The 19,506-nt window shown below is 72.6% G+C and carries 15 protein-coding genes; 6 read left to right on the top strand and 9 right to left on the bottom strand.

Annotated elements, in window-relative coordinates; all coding sequences use genetic code 11:
• Positions 1 to 115 precede the first annotated feature (115 nt).
• The gene (gene panE, locus KS03_RS07290) at positions 116 to 1,051 is read left to right on the top strand and encodes a 2-dehydropantoate 2-reductase (RefSeq protein ID WP_015877464.1); all 936 of its coding nucleotides are present in this window, start codon (positions 116 to 118) and stop codon (positions 1,049 to 1,051) included.
• Positions 1,052 to 1,452: 401 nt separating this feature from the next.
• The gene (locus KS03_RS07285; RefSeq protein ID WP_045678803.1) at positions 1,453 to 2,778 is read left to right on the top strand and encodes an Nramp family divalent metal transporter; all 1,326 of its coding nucleotides are present in this window, start codon (positions 1,453 to 1,455) and stop codon (positions 2,776 to 2,778) included.
• 63 nt (positions 2,779 to 2,841) lie between these two features.
• On the opposite strand, the gene KS03_RS07280 is transcribed toward KS03_RS07285, so the two are convergent.
• From KS03_RS07280 to KS03_RS07250, 7 genes are all read right to left on the bottom strand, one after another.
• A complete protein-coding gene (locus KS03_RS07280) occupies positions 2,842 to 3,867 on the bottom strand; it encodes a sulfonate ABC transporter substrate-binding protein (protein ID WP_015877466.1) in 1,026 nt (341 codons plus the stop codon).
• Positions 3,868 to 4,205: 338 nt separating this feature from the next.
• Positions 4,206 to 4,967 (bottom strand): 2-keto-4-pentenoate hydratase, encoded by a 762-nt coding sequence (locus tag KS03_RS07275; RefSeq protein WP_015877467.1) that lies wholly within the window; start codon positions 4,965 to 4,967, stop codon positions 4,206 to 4,208.
• A gap of 138 nt (positions 4,968 to 5,105) precedes the next feature.
• Positions 5,106 to 5,906, bottom strand: a complete 801-nt coding sequence (locus KS03_RS07270; protein WP_015877468.1) for a MipA/OmpV family protein — start codon at positions 5,904 to 5,906, stop codon at positions 5,106 to 5,108.
• Between the two features lies 1 nt (position 5,907).
• Positions 5,908 to 6,846, bottom strand: a complete 939-nt coding sequence (locus KS03_RS07265) for an alpha/beta hydrolase (protein WP_015877469.1) — start codon at positions 6,844 to 6,846, stop codon at positions 5,908 to 5,910.
• 1 nt (position 6,847) lies between these two features.
• Entirely contained in the window at positions 6,848 to 7,639 is a 792-nt protein-coding gene (locus tag KS03_RS07260) for a DUF4118 domain-containing protein (RefSeq protein WP_015877470.1), read from the bottom strand.
• A gap of 548 nt (positions 7,640 to 8,187) precedes the next feature.
• A complete protein-coding gene (locus KS03_RS07255) occupies positions 8,188 to 8,955 on the bottom strand; it encodes a hypothetical protein (RefSeq protein ID WP_045678739.1) in 768 nt (255 codons plus the stop codon).
• A gap of 286 nt (positions 8,956 to 9,241) precedes the next feature.
• Positions 9,242 to 10,570 (bottom strand): NAD(P)/FAD-dependent oxidoreductase, encoded by a 1,329-nt coding sequence (locus KS03_RS07250; protein ID WP_015877471.1) that lies wholly within the window; start codon positions 10,568 to 10,570, stop codon positions 9,242 to 9,244.
• Between the two features lie 471 nt (positions 10,571 to 11,041).
• Between KS03_RS07250 and KS03_RS07245 the strand changes: the two genes are divergently transcribed.
• The gene (locus KS03_RS07245; RefSeq protein ID WP_015877472.1) at positions 11,042 to 11,896 is read left to right on the top strand and encodes a helix-turn-helix domain-containing protein; all 855 of its coding nucleotides are present in this window, start codon (positions 11,042 to 11,044) and stop codon (positions 11,894 to 11,896) included.
• A 155-nt stretch (positions 11,897 to 12,051) separates the two neighbouring features.
• Entirely contained in the window at positions 12,052 to 13,710 is a 1,659-nt protein-coding gene (locus KS03_RS07240) for an ATP-binding domain-containing protein (protein ID WP_015877473.1), read from the top strand.
• A gap of 142 nt (positions 13,711 to 13,852) precedes the next feature.
• On the opposite strand, the gene KS03_RS07235 is transcribed toward KS03_RS07240, so the two are convergent.
• Positions 13,853 to 15,406: a methyl-accepting chemotaxis protein gene (locus KS03_RS07235; protein WP_015877474.1), complete on the bottom strand. Its 1,554-nt coding sequence runs from the start codon at positions 15,404 to 15,406 to the stop codon at positions 13,853 to 13,855.
• 216 nt (positions 15,407 to 15,622) lie between these two features.
• Between KS03_RS07235 and KS03_RS07230 the strand changes: the two genes are divergently transcribed.
• Together KS03_RS07230 and KS03_RS07225 are read left to right on the top strand one after the other, a co-directional pair.
• Complete coding sequence (locus KS03_RS07230) at positions 15,623 to 16,486, top strand: MerR family transcriptional regulator (RefSeq protein ID WP_015877475.1); 864 nt, start codon at positions 15,623 to 15,625, stop codon at positions 16,484 to 16,486.
• Between the two features lie 151 nt (positions 16,487 to 16,637).
• Positions 16,638 to 17,732, top strand: coding sequence for a sulfonate ABC transporter substrate-binding protein (locus KS03_RS07225; RefSeq protein WP_015877476.1), 1,095 nt, complete (start codon positions 16,638 to 16,640; stop codon positions 17,730 to 17,732).
• 25 nt (positions 17,733 to 17,757) lie between these two features.
• On the opposite strand, the gene KS03_RS07220 is transcribed toward KS03_RS07225, so the two are convergent.
• Positions 17,758 to 19,242 (bottom strand): SulP family inorganic anion transporter, encoded by a 1,485-nt coding sequence (locus tag KS03_RS07220; RefSeq protein WP_015877477.1) that lies wholly within the window; start codon positions 19,240 to 19,242, stop codon positions 17,758 to 17,760.
• Between the last annotated feature and the right edge of the window lie 264 nt (positions 19,243 to 19,506).

Raw genomic sequence — 19,506 nt, 5'->3', positions numbered from 1 at the left:
AGACGGTATCACGGCGCCGCCGAACGCGTGCGCGCGCGGCACGCGCCGCCCGGGTCTGAGACAATCCGCGACGGTGCCGGCCCTGCCCGGCGCCACCGATTCCCCAGGAGTGACGATGCGAATTCTGATAGTAGGCGCCGGCGCCGTCGGCGGGTATTTCGGCGGACGGCTCGCGAACGCGGGCCGCGACGTCTCGTTTCTGGTACGCCCGGCCCGCGCCGCGCAGTTGCACGCCGACGGGCTGGTGATCCGCAGCCCGCACGGCGACCTGACGCTGGCCGAGGTGAAGACCGTGGACGCGGCCGCGATCGACGGCCACTACGACCTGATCGTGCTGAGCTGCAAGGCCTACAGCCTCGACGGCGCGATCGCCTCGTTCGCGCCGGCGGTGGGCCCGGCCACGCGCATCCTGCCGCTCCTCAACGGCATGCGCCACATCGACGTGCTGACCCGCCAGTTCGGCGAGACACGCGTGCTGGGCGGCCAGTGCGTGATCGCGGCGACGCTGAACGAAGGTCACGAGATCGCGCACCTGAACGAGCTGCACGCGATCACCTTCGGCGCGCTCGCGGGCGGTCCCGACGCGCGCGTGACGGCAATCCTCGGCGAGCTGTCGGGCGCCGGCTTCGAGGTGCGGGCCGACGAGGCGATCCGCCAGCGGATGTGGGACAAGTGGGTGTTCCTGGCCACGCTCGCCTGCAGCACCACGCTGTGCCGCGCCTCGCTGGGCGAGATCCTCGCGGCGCCGGACGGCAAGCGGCTGATCGGCTCGATCTTCGACGAATGCCTGGCGATCGCGCGCCACAACGGCTTCGCGGCCGACGCGGCCACCATCGAGCGCGCCACCGCGATGCTCTACGCGCCCGGCTCGCCGATGACGGCCTCGATGCTGCGCGACATGCTCAACGGCGCGCCGATCGAGGCCGCGCATGTGGTGGGCGACCTGATCTCGCGCGGCGGGCTCGAACAGCACGACGCCACCACCCTGTCGCTGCTGCGCGTGGCCTACGCGAACCTCGGCGCCTACGAGGCGCGGCGCGCGCAAGCCTGACGCGCCCGCCCGGCCGGGCGGGCAGATCCGGCCCCCCGGCATGCGCCCGGCGCCCCTCGCGCCCGACCCGCCCGACCGGCTGCGCGCCGCCTCCTGCGCAGCGCGGTCACGCCTGATTCGCCGCCGTCCGCCGCGCGCTTTCCTGCCGCTTTCCTGACCAACCAGGGGCCCCTGGCAGGCGCGGGCCTTGCGCCGTGCGCCGCGGCGCCCGCGCGATCGTCGCCGGCCGGCCGCCGGCCTCGGCGGCCGCGCCCCTGTTGCGCCGCCTGCGCCACTATCGAGCGATTCGGTTTTTTTCATTGTCAAATGCAAACGAGAATAATTATCATTTATAAAAGATGCCATGGCGTCTCGCTATTCTTCAGATCACCGCCGGATCACGACCGATGCCCAACCCGACGATGCCCACCCTGCCCTCGCCCGTGCGCCGCCTGCGCCCGCCCACTGCGTGGACCCGCTACGCCGGCGCCGGCGCGCTGGTGGCGGTCGGCTACATGGACCCGGGCAACTGGGCCACCGCGCTGGCGGGCGGCGCGCAGTTCGGCTACCGCCTGCTCGGCGTGGTGGCGCTGGCAAGCCTGATCGCCGTGCTGCTGCAATGGGTGGCGGCGCGGCTGGGCGTGGTGACCGGGCGCGATCTGGCCGAGCTGTGCAGGGCACGGCTCTCGCCGCGCGCCGCGCTGGCCCTCTGGCTCGCCACCGAGGCCGCCATCATCGCCTGCGACGTGGCCGAGGTGGTGGGCTGCGCGGTGGCGTTGCAGATGCTGCTGCACGTGCCGCTGCTGGCCGGCGTGCTGATCTCGGCGGTCGGCACCTTCGCGATGCTCGCGCTGCAGCGGCGCGGCCATCGCACGCTCGAGGCCTGCGTGGCCGCGCTGATCCTGTTCGTCGCGCTCTGCTTCGTGGCCGAGGTCGCGCTCGCGCAGCCCGACTGGGCCGCGGCGCTCGGCGGCTTCGCGCCGTCCGCCGAGCTGGTCCGCAACGCCGGCATGGTCTGGCTCGCGGCCGGCATCGTCGGCGCCACGGTGATGCCGCACAACCTCTATCTGCACTCGGCGCTCGTCAAGCGCCACGCGCCGCCCGCCGGCAGCGCCCGCGGCGGCCGGCGCGGGCACCACGGCGCCGCGGCGCGCCGCGAGCGCGACGCCGAGATCGCCGGCACGATGCGCGGCGTGGGCTTCGACACCTTCTTCTCGCTCGGCTTCGCGTTCGTCGTCAACGCGGCGCTGCTGATCGTGGCCGCGGCGGTGTTCCACGCGAGCGGCCACACCGGCGTGGACGACCTCGCCGACGCCCACCGGCTGCTCGCGCCGCTGGTCGGCAGCCACTGGGCGAGCCTGCTGTTCGCCGCCGCGCTGCTCGCCTGCGGGCTCAACGCCACCGTGACCGGCACGCTCGCCGGGCAGATCGTGATGGAGGGTTTCCTGAAGCTGCGCATCTCGCCCACGCGGCGCGCGATCCTCACGCGCGCGCTCGCGATCGGGCCGGCGCTGGTGGCCGTGGCCGCGTTCGGCAATCACGGTTCCGCGCAACTGCTGGTGGCGAGCCAGGTCGTGCTGAGCCTGCAACTGCCGCTGGCCGTGATCCCGCTGGTGCGCTTCGCCGCCGACCCGGCGCTGATGGGCCGCTGGCGCATCCGCGGCTGGGTGCACGCGGCGGCCTGGGCGGCCACCGCCTTGATTCTGGTGCTCAACCTCGCGCTGCTCTGGCAGCTCTGGGCCGACTGAGCCCGGCAGGTGCCGCGCTCGCCGGCGCCGCCTGGCTGCGCGACGCCGCCGGGGGCGCGCGTCTCAGCGCGCCGTCCAGCGCGCCTGCGTCACGTCGAGCCTGCCCGGGATCAGCTTCAGCGCGGTGAACGCATCGGCGACCTGCTGCTGATAGGCGAGCGTCGCGTCGCTGATCGGCTCCACCCGGTAGGCGGCGCGGCCGAGCGCCAGCTCCAGCGTCGGCGCGTCGAGCCCGACCAGCGGCGCGAGTTGTGCGGCGACCTCGGGCACGTGATCGCGCGCCCAGGCATCGGTGGCATCGATCTCGGCCAGCACGGCGCGCACGATCTCGGGCCGCGCCGTCGCGAACGGCCGGCTCGCGAGGTAATACTGCGTGTTGCGGACCAGCCCCTCGCCGTTGGCCAGCGTGCGCGCGCCGGTCTGGCGCTCGACCGCCGCCAGGTACGGGTCCCAGATCACCCAGGCGTCGACCCCACGCTGCTCGAACGCGGCGCGCCCGTCGGCCGGCGCCAGATAGACGGGCTCGATGTCGCGATAGTCGAGCTTCGCCGCCTGCAGCGCCTTCACCAGCAGGTAGTGGACGTTGGAGCCGCGATTGAGCGCGACCTTCTTGCCGCGCAGGCCCGCCACGCCGCGAATCGGCGAGTCGCGCGGCACCACGATCGCCTCGCCCTTCGGCGCGGGCGGCTCGGCGCCGATATAGACGAAATCGACCTTGCCGGCCTGCGCGAAGATCGGCGGGGTCTCGCCGACGGTGCCGATGTCCAGGGCGCCGGCCGCGAGCCCCTCGAGCAGTTGCGGGCCGCCCGGGAATTCGATCCAGCGCACGCCCACGCCGAGCGGCGCGAGCCGCTTTTCCAGCGTGCCGCGCGCCTTCAGCACGACGAAGTTGCCGTATTTCTGATAGCCGATCCGCAGCGTGGCCGCGTCGCCCGCCGCGCACGCGGTGCCGCTCGCGAGCGCACCGAGCCCGGCGAGCCCTGCCGGCCGCGCCAGCGCGAGCGCCGCGGCGGTGCCCGCCGCCCTCAGCCAGTCGCGCCGGGTGGTGCCGCCGGCCGTGGCGCCCGGCTGGCCGGTGGTGGAAATCATGGGGGAGATCGGGAGCCCGCGTCGCATCGTTGCCTGGTGTCCGTGTTCGGTTGGTCGGAAGGTCCGTGCCGTGCCCTGCGCCGGTCACGGACGCCGGCGGGCGATCACGATCGCCCGCCCGGAGCGCCGATGGTAATCAAACCCGCGCGCCGGCCAAATCGCGATTGCTGCAATGCTTATCGGCGCGGCGCGCTTCGATGCGACAGCGGCCGTGGCGCGCGCCGCGGCCCGAGCAGCGCGGCCGCGCCCGGCCAGCGCTGGGGACGAGGCAGCCGATCAAGACCAAGCGTGGTGCGGCGCCCGCCGCCGGCGCGCGTGCCCCGGCGCGCGGCCTGCCTTCAGGCCACCGTGAGCGTGACCGGCGGCAAGCCGCCGATCTGCCCGACGGCCACGCCGCTGCCCGCCACGTTCACGAGGCCGACGTAGCTGCCGCAGGTGACGAGCTGGTCGGGCGTGATCGCGACGCCGCGCTCGACCGTCGCGTGATTGACGAGCCAGCTCAGCAGGCGGCGCGGGTCGCCGGCCGGGTTCGCCGGGACACCCTGGAACAGCGGCTGGCCGTTGAACGTGAACGACAGCGCGGGCGAGACGAACGGCAGATCGGCACGATACGGCACGAACTCGCCGGCCGCGAGCGCGCCGTGGTTCTGCAGGTCGGCAAGCTGCAGCAGGCGATCGACGGCCGGAAACGCGGCGAAGCGGCTCGCCACCACCTCGATGGTGGCACCGACCTCGGCGATCGCCGCCTCGACCTCGGCGTCCGGATAGGGGCGCTCGGCCGGCTCGAAGCGGCGGCCGAAGCGGAACGCGAACTCGAGTTCGAGCCCGCACGGCCGGCGCGCGTCGGCCGTGTAGACGCCCGTGTCGTCGAGCCAGACGCCGTGCCTGGGCAGCGGCGCGCCCTGGCGCGGGCCGTCGGGCGTCTTCGCGCCGACCTTCCAGCCGCCGATCGTGTCGCCGAGCGCCGCCACCAACTCGTGCTGCGCGTCGTAGGCGGCGCGCGCCTCGCGCGGCAGGACCGCCTCGGGCGGCGTGTCGATCTGGGTGTGGCTCGTGAAGGCCTGCGCGAGCAGACGGCCAAGGGAGAGGGATGGGTTCATCGCGTTCGGTGGATCGGCAATCGAGGGCGCAACGGGCCGCAGCGGCGAGCGGCGCGTGCGCCCCGCCCGCCGCCGCCCGAACCACATGCTACCGGCGAATCGCCCCGCGCGCCGGTTCGCGGGCGGCGCGCGCGCCGGTCAGAACCGGTAGCCGAGCGAGGCGAACGTGGTCCATTCGGTGCGGCGCTGCGTGATCGGGCTGTTCGCCGCGAAGCGCTGCAGCCGCCCGAGCGTCGAATTGACGGTGCCGACCCAGTGGCGCGAGAAGTCGTGCGTCATGTAGAAGTTCAGGTGGATGTCGCGGATGCCGGCGCCGGTGCCGTATTGCGGCAGCCCGGACGCGGCGCTTTCCGACGGCGAGATGCCGAACAGCGTGCGCGTGTAGGCGCCGTTGGCCCAGGTCAGGCCCGGGCCGACCGAGAACAGCCAGCCCTTGAGCGGCAGCGAGGCGTAGAGATCGGCGCTGGCCGTGGTGCCCTGCCCGTAGCCGACCACGTCGCGATAGACGGCCAGCGCCCCGGTGAACGCCCACACCGTGTAGTCGGCGAACAGCTTCAGCTTCGGGCCGTCGTGGACGTCGGGCAGGCCGCGCAGCCGGCCGTCGTCGTTCGCGTCGCGCGACTGGAAATCGAAGCTGATCGCCGCGCCGAGGTGGTAGGTGTCGCTGTGCAGCACGTTCCAGCCGAGCACGTCCGGGCCTTGCGAGAAGAACGTGTCGCGGTAGGAGATGTCGAGCGCCGGGAACGGATAGGCCTTCAGATGCCGCGAGCCCGGATACTGCGGGGCGACGTAGACGCCCGGGCCGACCGTGATCTTCCACGGCGACGCCGTGGCGCCGGCGCTGCCGTCGGCCGCGCCGTCGGGGCCGGCGTGCGCGGCCGAGGCGAGCAGCATCGCGGCGAGCGGCGCCGCCGTCTTCCAGAGGAACAGGGTCTTCATTTCATTTGCTCTTGCGGGCCACCGCCGCGAGCTGGCGCAGCCGCCGCGCGAGCGCCTTCGACACCACCGGCGGATTCGCTCCGCTGCCGGCGCCGTGCGTGATCTCGCTCTCGCGGAGGAACAGCGCGGTCTCGCGCGCAACGATTTCCCGTTCGTTGTCCGAGGTGATCATGTGATAGGAATCGTCGAGCCAGATGGTGCGCAGAAAGCTTGCACCGATCCGCTCGATGACGTAGTTCGGATTGCGCGGGCTCGAGGTCTCGTCGTCGATCGCGTGGATCACCAGCGTGTCGTTCTCGATCCGCTCGAGCCCCTGGCGCGCCAGGCGCGCAAGCCGGTTGGCCTGGTGCAGCGCCGGCAGCGAGATTTCCGCCGGGCCGACCTCGCTGAACGCGTCGCGCTCCATCGCTCGCGCGATCTTGGCGCGCAGCGCCTCGTTGCGCAGGCCGAACGGCTCGGCCTCGCGGTAGCGGTAGCGGTGCCGCAGCGGCGTGTAGTAGGCCAGGTCGAGGATGAAGCGATACCACGGGATCGCCCAGCCGTTGTAGGCCAGCGTCAGCGACAGCAGCGCCAGCGCCTGCGCCTGCGGGCGCTCCTGGATCAGCCGCAGCGCGAGCGCCCCGCCGATCGACAGCCCGCACACCGAGACGCGCTCGTAGCGCGCCGCGAGCGCATCGAACTCGCGCACCGCGCCCTCGATCCAGCGCTCCATCGGCTGCTCGGACGAGCCCGCGCTGTAGCCGTCGAGCACCGGCGCGCAAACCGTGAAGCCTTCCTCGTGCAGGTAGCGCGCCAGGTAGCGCAATTCGAGCGGCGAACTGGACAGGCCGTGCAGCAGCAGCACGGCATGGCCATCGCCTTCGCCGAAGATCGGCGCGGCGGCCGAGGCGCGGGCCGGGCGGCTCGCGGTGTCGGCGCGGGTCGTCTCGAGGCTCGCCATCTCAGCCTTGCTCCTCCACGCGCAGCACGAGGAAATCGCCCGCGTGCGTCGTGAATCGTTCGCATTGGCACTGCGTGAGGCGGAACTCGCCGCCGCTGTCGTCCGAGCGCGCGCGCACCCGCTGGCTGCCCGCCGACAGCGTGTGCGTGATGCGCTGGATGTCGTCGGGATGGACCTGCGCGTAGCGCGGGCCGGGGGCGACCTCGCCGCCGAACGGCAGCGGCGCGTCGACGCTCTGGCCGACCTGCGCGCGCTGCGCGGCGTTGCGTTCGAGCGCCTTGATCAGAATCAGCTGCGACTGGTGCTGGGCGAGATGGCGCAGCAGGCGGTGCGTTTCGTCCACGGCGCGGCGCGCGAGCAGGCGATCGTTGTCCTGGCGCAGCAGCATCTCGTAGCGCGACTGCGCGACCGAGGTGATCAGCCGCGCGCGAAACTGGGCACGGCGCAGCCGCTCCACCAGCGAGATGACGAGCAGCGTGACGAGCGGATAGGAGACCAGCAGCACGATGTCGCCGCGGTCGAACGTCAGGAACTCGTCGAGCGAGGCATAAGGCGGCACGAACAGAAAGTCGGCGATCGGCAGCGCGGAGAACATGACCACCAGGGCCGGCGCGAGCCCCAGATAGTATTCGACCAGCACCGCCATGATCGCGAAGGCGGTGCCGGGCATGACCGGACCGAGCAGCGGATGCAACGCGAGCCGCACGGCGATCGCGAGCACCAGCGCCCCGGCGGCATAGACCCAGCGCCGCATGCCCGCCGGCGCCCAAAGGCTCGCATTTCGAACTTTCATGTTTACCGGATATTTCAAAAAACGCTGAATAGTACCGAGTTTCGAACGCGGCGTGGCAAGCGCGACATGATGTTTTTCAACCTGGGGGGCCGGCGCAGGCCGCGGGCGGCCCTGGCCGCGCCGGCCGGCCAGGGCGGGCGCCGGTAGCGCGGTCCGGGGCGCCGGGGCAGCAACGGCTCGCGGCGGCCGCCGCCGGGCCCGCCTCGGCGCATCGCGCCAGCACGGAACGTGCCGCGCCGGCGGCCCGGCACGGCGCCGGAGAGAATTGGGGCGGGACTAGAGGGGCGAGGCGGGCCGGCACACGCGGCATCCCAAACCTCGATGAAGCACCCGGCATCGCGACGGGAACCGTCGCCGACCGCGCCGATACGGACGGGCGCCATCCGGCTCGCCGTGGCATCGGGCTGCGGAGCGCGCCCCGCAGCCCGCCGGGACGCGGCCGGCCGCTTTCCGCCGGCGGCCAGCGGCGCGGGCCGCACGCGGCCACGCCGCGCGGCGGGCTCGCCGGGCCGTGACAGGCCGGCGGCCGCCCCCGCGGCGCCCGGCGCTCACATGCCGTCCACCGGCGTCACGTCCGGCCCGAACACCACGCAGCCGAACGCGAAGCGGCCCGGCTCGCCCGCCAGCGCGCCGGCGAAGCGGGCCGACGGCAGCCGGTGCGCGCCCGGCAGATACAGGCTGCCCGGCTCGCTCAGCGCATCGGCCTGAAGCTTGGACAGCGGCGTCGCCCAGCGCAGATAGCCGGCATGGAACAGGGCCGCGTGCCCGTCCTCGGCATTGCCCTCGATGTCGAGCCCCGCCGGCACCGCCGAGGGCAGCGGCGCGAGCCGGCGCGCGGCCGCGAAGGTGCCGATCTCGCCGCTCGTCTCGGCGTAGACGGTGAGGTCGGTATCGGCAGCCGTGTCCCCGCTCTGCTGCCTGGCCAGATGGATCAGCGTCACCGGGCTGCCCTCGATCGTCACGGGGCGCGGAAACCGCACGCGCAGTTCCTCCCACGCATCGGACGGCGCGTCGTGCTGGTCGTCGAGCAGCACGGCGCCGTCGTGCGCATAGCCGGTAAACGACAGGCCCGCCGCGCGCCACGCCGCGCGCTCGGCCGGCCCCGGCACCTGCGCGCCGGGCGCGCAGCTCAGCAGCGCCTGGAAGCGCGCCGCGGCCAGCTCCGCGCCGTTGGCACCGGCGCCTGCCGCCGGGCCGCCGGCAGCGGCCAGCGCCACCGCGGCGGCGAGCGCCGGCACCCACGCGGCACGGCGCGCCCGGGCCGGCGCCGGCCAGGCGGCCCGCCGGGCGGCGTGAAAAGGGAACCAACAGCGCATGGACTTCATCCTTGCAGCATGGCGCTGCGCTCCTTCGGTGGGCACCGCCCGTCGACGGGAGCGGCGCAAATGCGTGGCCTTGAATCATGCCGACAAGCGTGGGGCTTGCCAAGCATCGCAGAACTCGGCCCGGCGTGCTTCCGGCCGCGCGCCGGGCAGCGCGCCCGGGCTCCCGCCGCGGCCGCCCCGCCGACGCGTCTCGGGCAGCGCGTGCCCGGCACGCCCGCCCGCGGCGGCGCATCGGACGGTCGCGGGCGCCCGGCCCCGGCCGCCCGCCCGTCGTCCTTCACAGCATGCTGCGCGGCCGCTGCATGGTGCCGTCGACGAAGCGGCGCGCCCGAAACGCGCCCAGTTCGAGCGACGGCGCGCCGCCATCGATCAGCTCCGCGAGCAGCCGCCCGACGATCGGCCCCATCGCGAAGCCGTGCCCGCAGAAGCCGGTCGCGATGGCGAGCCCGCGCACCGCGTCGGGCGCGTCGATCACCGGAATCCCGTCGGGCAGCACGTCGATCAGCCCGGCCCAGCTCTCGACGGCCTGCGCCGCCGCGAGCGCCGGGAAGATCCGCCTGAGCCGCGCCAGCGCGCGCGGCCCCTGCGCGGGATTGGGGCGCGGCTGCGGCTCGCGCGGCTCGATCGCGCCGGGGCCGCCGCCGATGCGCCGCGCGAGGTCGCCGAGCAGCGCGCCGTTCAGATGAAGCCGGAATTTCCGGCGATGCTTCCAGAGTTCAGGCATGAACAGCGACAGCCCGCGCAGATGGCCGAGCGTCAGGTCGACGTCGACGCTCATGTCGTCGGCCAGGTTGATGGCGCCGTCGGCGCGCTGGCGTATGCCGAGCCCGTGGCCCCAGAGGGTCGCCGCCGACACGGCCGGCAGCGCGTTGGTGCGGATGCAGGTGCCGCGCACGGTCTGCTGCGGCAGGCGGATGCCCACCCCGTCGAGCAGCCGGAAGCTGGCCGCGCCGGCCGCGCAGATCACGCGCGAGGTCTTCACGAGGCCGCGCTCGGTCACCACGCCCGTCACCGCGCCGCCCGCCGTCTCGATCGCGCTCACGCCGCAGCCGTCGAAGAAGCGCGCGCCGCGCTCGATGGCGCGCGCGGCGAACGCGGGCGCCACGCGGCGCGGCTCGGCCTGCCCGTCGGAGGCGGTGTACAGGCCGCCGAGTACCGGCGCGGCGAGCCCCGTCACATGGCGCCCGACCTCGGCGGGCGCGAGTGCACGGGTATCGAGCCCATGCTCGCGCGCCACGCCGAGCCAGTCCTGGAACGCGGCCCAGTCCTCGTCCTGGTCGGCCAGATAGAGGCAGCCGCCCTGGCGCCATTCGAGATCGGCGCCGAGTTCGGCCTCGAGCCCCTCCCAGATCCGCATGCCGGCCATCATCAGCGGCACCTCGGCGGCCTCGCGCCCCTGCTGGCGCACGAAGCCCCAGGCGCGCGTGGACTGCTGGCCCGCCACGCGCGACTTGTCGAACACCACCGCCCGGATGCCGCGCCGGGCGAGATAGTAGGCCGCCGCGCAGCCCATGATGCCGGCGCCGGCGATCACGACCTCGGCTTGCGTCGGAAACGGTTCGTCCGCGCGGGAAAACGCGCGGTACAGCGGATAGGTGGTGGTCATGCGGGGCGTCGGGCGGTCGGCAAGGCGATGATGGCGGGGCGGCGGGATGCCGCCTCGGCGGTCGTGCCATTCTACCGGCCGGCCGCGAGCGGCCGGCGGCCGGCGCGAACACAAAAAAACACCAACCAGTCGCATGCGGGGGCTGCCGGCCCGACTGGCGCCGATACCACCGCTCGCCTATGTTACGGAGACGGCGCCCCGGGCCCACGGCAGCGCGGCTTGGCCGGCACGCGCGCGGCTCGACGAGCGCGTGCCGCGGCCCGGGCCTTGACGGGGACGAACATTTCGCAATGTTTCGTAACAGCTTTCCCATCAGCCGGTGTAAATGTCGACAGAGCGGTTTCTGAATTGCGGTAGAGTTAACGGCTGCATGCGTGGCCGGTCGGCTCGCCGTACTCCCCAGCGGCTTTGTCCGCCATGAATCCGCCGTTGTAAAGCGACACCCTCTCGATCCGATCGCATCCGCCAAGCATGACCAACGAAGCAGTGACCACGGACTCCCTAGCCGTCGCCGAACGCGTGCGCGAGCTGATGAGCCGCAATGGCATCGGGAAACGGCAACAGACCACCGAACTGTGCCGGATTCTCGATCTGAGCTTTTCCCAGGGCCACCGCAAGCTGCGCGGCAGCAGCCCCTGGACCCTCTCGCAGATCCGCAAGGTCGCCGAAGCCTACGGCGAGCCGGCCGCGCAGCTGTTCGGCGCGCAGTCGCTCGACCCCGGCATGGTGGGCGCGAGCGCGCACGACGCGATCCTGTTCGCCGGCGTCGCCGAGATCCCCTGCACGGTCTGGGTCGGCGCGCAGCTCGAACCGGGCGCGCGCCCGGAATTCGTCGCCTACGAGAACCAGGGCCGCTGGCGCGTGCTGCGCCAGAACGGCGTGCTCTACCAGAACGCCTACGACGTCCACAAGATCGAGATCTATCCGCGCCGAGTCGAGAACGACCGGCTGCAGGTGGCGGTGATCGACAGCGACCTGGCCACCGCCGGGCAGGTCTGCCGCTACCTCGACGAGCAGGGCTTCGCGACGGTGCATTTCGATACGCTGACGCCGTTCATCGACGCGCTGCAAAACCAGGCGTTCGACGCGGTGCTGACCGAATGGCTGTTCGACGGCCAGCCGGCCACGCCGGTGATCCGCGCCGTGCGGGCCTCCGACAACCCCGGCGCGCCGATCTTCGTGCTGACGGGCGCGCTGCTCGCGGGCCAGGTCAGCGAGGCCGAGATCAGCGACGTGATGCGCACCTTCGACGTGGCCTGCTACGAGAAACCGGCGCGTCTGGCCTTGCTCTGCGCCGATCTGGCCAAGCGGCTCGCGCGGCACTGAGCCGGCCGCGGGCGGGCGCGGCGCCCCGTCGGCGCGGGCGCCGCCATGGCGCGCGAGGCCGGTTGCGGCGCGGCCCGCGCGTGCCCGCGGCATTGCGTGCCGCGGCCGCGGTGGCGTGCGTACAATAGCCGACGCCCCCACCCCCGAGTCCCTTCATGGCCCGCATCATCCCCGACGACTGGAAGAGCGTCGCCGCCACCGGCGCGGCGCAGCGCGAGCGCGACACGCTGACGATGCTCGAAGGCGCGCTGCCCGACGCCTACACGATCTACCACGGCGTGCACTGGACGCGTCCCGACCATCATTTCTCGGTGTTCGGCGAGGCCGATTTCGTGGTGGTGAGCCCCTCGGGGCGCGTGCTGCTGGTGGAGCAGAAGGCGGGCTTCCTGCGCGAGACGCCGAAGGGGCTCGCCAAGGTCTACATGAAGACCGAGCGCAACGTCGCGATCCAGCTCGCGCAGATGCAGGAGACGCTGCACCGGCGCCTGACGGCCGCGTTCGGCGCCGGCGAGTACGGCGTGGACGCGCTGCTCTACTGCCCCGACCACACGGTCACGAATCCGGCGATCGCGGGGCTGCCGCCCGAGCGCATCGTCGACGCGACGCGCCGCGGCCAGCTGGCCGCCGTGATCGAGGCCGCGCTGCCGGCCGACGAGCCGCCGTTCGCGAGCGCCGCGAAGATCCACCACTTCCTCGCCGACGAGCTCTCGCTCGCGCCGGACACGAGCGCGCTGGTCGGCCAGGCCGACACGCTCGTCACGCGGCTGTCGGCCGGCCTCGCCACCTGGGCGCGCCGGCTCGAGTTCACGCCGTTCCGGCTGCGGGTGATCGCCACCGCCGGCTCGGGCAAGACCCAGCTCGCGGTGCGCGTGATGCGCGACGCCGTGGCCGCCGGCCGCCGCGTGCTCTACGTCTGCTTCAACCGCCCGCTGGCCGACTCGATCAAGCGGCTGGCCCCGGAAGGCGCGACCATCGCCAACTACCACCAGTTCTGCGACACCGTGCTGCGCGATACCGGCCACACGCCCGACTTTGCCGAACCGGACGCGTTCACGCGGCTCGCGGCGCGTTTCGCGGCCACGCCGGTGCCCGAACGCTGGCACTTCGACGTGCTGATCGTCGACGAGGGACAGGATTTCCAGCCCGACTGGGCCGCCGCGCTCGAACGCCTGCTGGCGCCGCACGGCGCCTGGTGGTGGCTGGAAGACCCGCTGCAGGCGCTCTACGCGCGCGACGACGTGCCGTTCGACGGCTGGGTCACGCTGCGCGAACTGACCAACTACCGCAGCCCTCGCGACGTGCTGCACTACCTGCGCCACGTGGTGGGCGAGCTGGAGCCACTCGCGGCCGAACTGAAATCGGGCAGCCCGCTCGACGGCTCGGAGCTGAGCTTCAACGTCTACGACGACGGCGACGCCACGGGCGAGGCCTGCATCGACGCCACCAAGCGCGCGATCACGCAGGCGCTGTCGCTGGGCTTTCGCAAGCAGGACATCGCGGTGCTGTCCTATCGCGGCCGTGAAAGTTCGGTGTTCACGCCGCTCGACCAGCTCGGCCCGCATCGCGTGCGCCGCTTCACCGGCAAGTACGATCTGTTCGGCACACCGGAGTATCAGGAAGGCGAGGTGCTGCTCGATTCGATCTATCGCTTCAAGGGCCAGGCCGCGCCCTGCGTGATCCTGACCGAGGTCGATTTCGAGACGTTCGACGCGCGCGCGGCGCGCAAGCTGTTCGTCGGCGCCACGCGCGCGACCATGAAGCTGATCGTGGTGGCCTCGCAGCGCGCCGCCGCGCGCCTCGCACCCGCGAACTGACGCGGCGGCGACCGCCGGGGCGGCGCCCGGCGGCACCGGGCGCGCCGGGCATCCCTTCCGGCGCGCCGGTCACGCCGGCGACGCGGGACGCGGGACGCGGCGGATCGCGCCCCTTGCGTCGCCCCGGCCGCGGCGCGCCGGCTCAGGCCACGCGGAACGCGCGCACCGCCTCGCGCAGTCCGTTGGCCTGCTCCTCGAGCGCGGAGGCCGCGGCCGCAGCCTGCTCGACGAGCGCCGCGTTCTGCTGCGAGACCTCGTCCATCTGCGAGACCGCGCGGCTGACCTGCTCGATGCCGTCGCGCTGCTCGTCGGAGGCGGCCGCGATCGCGGCCATGCTGTCGTTGACGCGCGTGATGGCGTCGCGGATCTCGTTCATGGTGTTGCCGGCCGTGCCGACCAGCCGCGAGCCGGCCGCGACGCGCTCCACCGATTCGCCGATCAGCGCGCGGATCTCCTTGGCGGCGCTGGCCGAACGCTGCGCGAGCGTGCGCACCTCGCCCGCCACCACCGCGAAGCCGCGGCCCTGCTCGCCGGCCCGCGCCGCCTCCACCGCCGCGTTCAGCGCCAGGATGTTGGTCTGGAACGCGATGCCCTCGATCGTGCCGATGATGTCGGCCACGCGCTGCGAGCTGCGATCGATGTCGTTCATGGTGCCGACCACCTCGCTCACCACCGAGGCGCCCTGCGAGGCGATGCGGGTGGCGTCGTCGGCCGATTCGCGGGCGTCGCGCGCATGGTCGGCGTTCTGGCGCACGGTGGTGGTCAGCTGCGCCATGCTGGCCGCGGTCTGTTCGAGCGTGGCGGCCTGCTCCTCGGTGCGCTGCGAGAGATCGGTGTTGCCGGCCGAGATCTGGCGCGTGGCGGTGGCGATCGACTCCGAGCCGTGCATCACGCGCCGGACCGTCTCCGCCAGGTTGCGCTGCATGCGCGTGACGCCGCTCACGAGTTCGGCCATCTCGTCGCGCGAGCTCCATTGCAGCTCGCGCGTCAGATCGCCGTCGGAGAGCCGGCGGAAATGATCGAGCAGGTGCGCGAGCGGGCGCGTGATCGCGTAGTGGAGCCCGATCGCGCAGCCCAGGCAGGCGCCGAGCCCGATCACGATGGTTGCCAGCGCAATCAGGCGCAGCGTCGAGAAGCGCTGCTGCGCGCCCTCGTACTCCTGGCGCCCGCGCTGCATGTCGAACGCGTCGAGATCGGCGGTGGCCTTGGAAAGCGCCACCGCCAGCGGCGGCGCGACCTTCATCACCAGGCGGTCGGCCTCGTCGGCACGGCCGCCGCGTACCGCGTCCAGCATCGGCCGGATCGCCTGCGAGATGAATGCGCCGCGCGCGCTGCCGACCGCGTCCGCAAGCGGCTGCTCGCCGTCCTGGTGCGGCAGCGAGATGTAGTCGTTCCAGGCCTTGTCGGAAGTCGCCAGATACGATTCGGCCTTGTCGAGCACCGACTGCAGGTCCGGGTTGTCCGGATGCAGGATGGCGCGGTCGATGGTGGTGCGCGCGATCGTCAGGTTCAGGTTCGCCGAGCCCAGGGCCGTCTTGCCGGCGAGTTCGTAGAGATAGGCGTTCTTCAGCGCGTCGTTCGAGCCCTGCATGCCGAACAGACCGATCAGGCCGGTCACGCAGAGCAGCGCGGCGGCCAGGGCCAGCGTCGAATAGAGGCGGGTACGGATCGAAAAGCGGGAAAACAGGGCGTTCATGGCAGACCGGTCGACAGGATTGAATGGCACTTGCGCGCAAATCATTTGCTGACGACATTTACGGTCCGGGGCTGAAAAACTTGAGTCGCCGCGATCGGGGAATCGTCCGATTCGGGCCGTATCGCCAAAATACTTGATCTTGCGCAGACTCATGGCCGAAATCGACAGCCGGCTGTCGCGCGCGACGATCCCGCGCACACACGCTAAAATCCGCACATGCCGACACCGACTCCGCCCTCATCCGCCGATGCGTCGCCCGACGGCGCAGCCCCCAACGAGTACACCGTCGACGAGCTCGCGCGCGTGACCGACACGACCGTGCGCAACGTCCGCGCCTACCAGGACCGCGGCTTGCTCGCGCCGCCGCGCAAGCGCGGCCGCGTGGGCATCTACGACGACACGCACGTGGCCCGGCTCAAGGTGATCAACCACCTGCTGGCACGCGGCTACACGCTCGCCAACATTCAGGATCTGATCAAGGCGATCGACGAGGGCCACGACCTGCGCTCGATCCTCGGCCTCGAGAACGCGATCGGCGGGCGCTGGTCGCACGAGCGTCCGAAGACCTATTCGCTGGCCGACCTGGTGGGCATGTTCGGCCCGCAGACGCCGGCCTCGCTCGCGCGCGTGACCGAACTCGGGCTGCTGGAGCGGCGCGGGCTGTCGTTCGTGGCGAAGACGCCGGGGCTGATCGAAGCGGCCGCCGCGCTGGTGCGCGAGGGCATTCCGGTGCGCGAGCTGGTGGACGCGATCATGATCGCGCGGCCGCACTTCGACGCGATCGCGCGGGTGCTGGTGGACCTCGTGGTGCGCCGCCTCGACCGCTACGACGAAGGCTCGCTGCCGCCCGTCACCGAGGTGCCGGCGCTGGTCGAGGCGATCTGGCGGGTGCGGCCGCTGTCGGCCACCTTCGTCGAGGGCGAGATGAACCGCGCGCTCGAGGCGGCCTCGGGCGACTACCTCGGCGGACGCGTGGCGACCATCCTCGACAAGCAGCTGAGCGGCGCCGCCCGCGACGAAGCCGGCAAGGCCGGCAAGGCCGGCGGCGAGGCGCCCGGCGGCGCGCGCGAGAAACCATAGTCAGGCCGCCGTCATATTGATTTCGGCAATGCTTGGTTGGGCCGGGCGGACGCCCATGCGACGATTTTTCGACTGCGGCGGCATGGTTCGGCATGCCGCCGTCCCCGTCGAATCTCGCCGCATGCCGGCGACCGCTCCGGAGACCCGCCCGATGTTTCGCCTTGCCCGCTTCATCCCCGCCCTGCGCCTCATCCCCGCCCTGCGCTTGGGCGCGCTCGCGCGCCGCCTGCCTTGCCGGCGTCGCGCCGGCGCCGCGCGCACGGCCCGCCGCCATGCGCCCGGGCTTGCCGTCCGGCTTGGCGCGCTTCTCGTCGCCGCGCTGTCGGCCGGCAGCGCGGCCGCGCAGGCGGGCAGCGGCCACGTGCTGCGGATCGGCTACCAGAAGGCCGGCCTGCTCGCGGTGGTGAAGGCGCAAGGCACGCTCGAGGCGCGGCTCGCGGCGCTCGGCTACACGGTGAAATGGTTCGAATTCCCGGCCGGCCCGCAGCTGCTCGAGGCGCTGAACGCCGACAGCATCGACTTCGGCTACACCGGCGCGCCGCCGCCCGTGTTCGCGCAGGCGGGCGGCGTGCGCTTCGTCTACGTGGGCGCCGAGCCGCCCGCGCCGCACGCCGAGGCGATCTTCGTGAAGCCGGGCTCGCCGGTTCGCGACCTGGCCGACCTGCGCGGCAGGAAGGTGGCGCTGCAGAAGGGCTCCAGCTCGAACTACCTGCTGCTGGCCGCGCTGAACCGGGCCGGGCTACGCTACGGCGACATCCGGCCCGTCTACCTGGCCCCCGCCGACGCGCGCGCCGCGTTCGAGAACGGCGACGTGGACGCCTGGGTGGTGTGGGACCCGTATTACGCGGCCGCGCAGAGCGCGCTCAAGGTGCGCACGCTGTCCGACTACACCGGGCTCACGGCGCCTTACAACTTCTATGAGGCAACGCGCGAGTTCGCCGGCGCGCATGCCGACATCGTCGCCGCCGTGCTGCGCCAGCTCCGCGAGACGGGCCGCTGGGTCAACGCGCACCCGGCCGACACGGCCGCGATCATCGCGCCGAAGGTGGGCCTCGACACGGCCCTGGTCGAAGCGTGGTTCAAACGCGTGCCGTTCGGCGCGGTGCCGGTGGACGACCGCATCGTCGCCTCGCAGCAGGCGGTGGCCGATGCGTTCTACGGCGTGAAGCTGATTCCGGCCAGGATCGACGTGGCCGCCGCGGTCTGGCGCGATCCGGCCGTGCAGGCCGCGCTCGCGTCGAAGTGAGGCCCGCCGCCGGTGGCGGCGCGCGTCAATGCGACAGCCCGGCCTCGCCGGCCGCAGCGGCCTTGTCGTGGGTCGCGTACCGGTCGATCATGGTCGCGCTCGCGCGATTGAGCCCGCTCAGCTCGACGGCCACGCCATGGCGGCGGAACTTGTTGACGATGCGGTCGAGCGCGTCGATCGCGGTAATGTCCCAGAAGTGCGCGTGCGACACGTCGAGCCGCACGCGCGCGACCGGCTCGTGGAAATCGAACTGCGCGACGAACGCCTCCGACGAGGCGAAGAACACCTGCCCGCGCACCGTGTAGCGCCGCTCGCCGGTGGCCGCGTCGAGCGTGCTGTCGACCGCCAGCACGCGCCGCACCTTCGAGGCGAAAAACAGCGCCGAGAGCAGCACGCCGGCGAACACGCCGATCGCCAGGTTGCCGGTGGCGACCACGATCGCCACGGTGGCCAGCATCACCACCGACGAACTGGCCGGATGGGTGCGCAGGTTCAAGATCGACTTCCAGCTGAAGGTGCTGATCGACACCATCACCATCACGGCCACCAGCGCCACCATCGGGATCTGCCGCACCCACGGCCCCAGAAACACCACCAGCACCAGCAGGCCCACGCCGGCCGTCAAGGTCGACAGGCGCCCGCGCCCGCCCGACTTCATGTTGATCACCGTCTGGCCGATCATCGCGCAGCCCGGCATGCCGCCCAGCAGCCCCGCCGCGATGTTGGCGCAGCCCTGGCCGCGGCATTCGCGGTTCTTGTCGCTCGGCGTGTCGGTGTAGTCGTCGACGATGGCGGCCGTCATCAGCGATTCGAGCAGCCCCACTGCCGCGATGCCGATCGAATACGGCAGCACGATGCGCAGCGTGTCGAACGTGAGCGGCACGTGCGGTAGCGCGAACGCGGGCAGCGCGTCGGGGAACGCGCCCATCTCGCCGACGGTGCGCAGCGGCAGGTGGCAGGCCAGCGCCAGCGCGGTCAGCACGACGATGCACACGAGCGGCGACGGCACCGCGCGCGTCACGCGCGGCAGCAGGTAAATGATCGCGAGGCCGAGCGCGAGCAGGCCGTAGACGGATGCCGGCACGCCGCGCAGCTGCGGCAGCTGGGCCAGGAAGATCAGGATCGCGAGCGCGTTGACGAAGCCCGTCATCACCGAGCGCGATACGAAGCGCATCAGCTCGCCGAGCCGCAGCAGCCCGGCGCCGATCTGCAGCACGCCGGCCAGCATGCCGGCGGCGAGCACGTACTGCACGCCGTGGTCGCGCACCAGCGAGGTGAGCAGGAGCGCGACCGCGCCGGTGGCGGCCGAGATCATGCCGGGCCGGCCGCCCGCGATCGCGCTGACGATGGCGATCACGGAGGCGGCGTAGAGGCCGACCTTCGGGTCGACGCCGGCGATGATCGAGAAGGCGAGCGCCTCGGGAATCAGCGCGAGGGCGACGACGATGCCGGCGAGCAGATCGCCGCGAAGGTTGCCAAACCACGCGTCGCGTAGGGTACGGGCATGCATGACGGGTTCCTGGTTGGAGCGTTGGGGACGGTGCCGCGCGGCAGCGGGGTCGCGCGGCCGGCCCGGCCTGCGGGTGCGGACGGCATCCGGTGCCGCCGGCACGCGGCACCCGGCTCGCGGGTGCCGGCGACGCCGGCAGGCGTTGGTGTGAGGACACGGATAGACGGGACGGCGCCCGGGCCTGCCGCGCGAGGCGCACGGCACGGGCGGCATCGGTCCGCGAACCCCCGCTCGGTCGGGCGAATGGACAGACGACGGAGGGGC

Source organism: Burkholderia glumae LMG 2196 = ATCC 33617, from assembly GCF_000960995.1.
Taxonomy (GTDB): domain Bacteria; phylum Pseudomonadota; class Gammaproteobacteria; order Burkholderiales; family Burkholderiaceae; genus Burkholderia; species Burkholderia glumae.
This window is presented reverse-complemented; position numbering and strand designations above follow the sequence as displayed.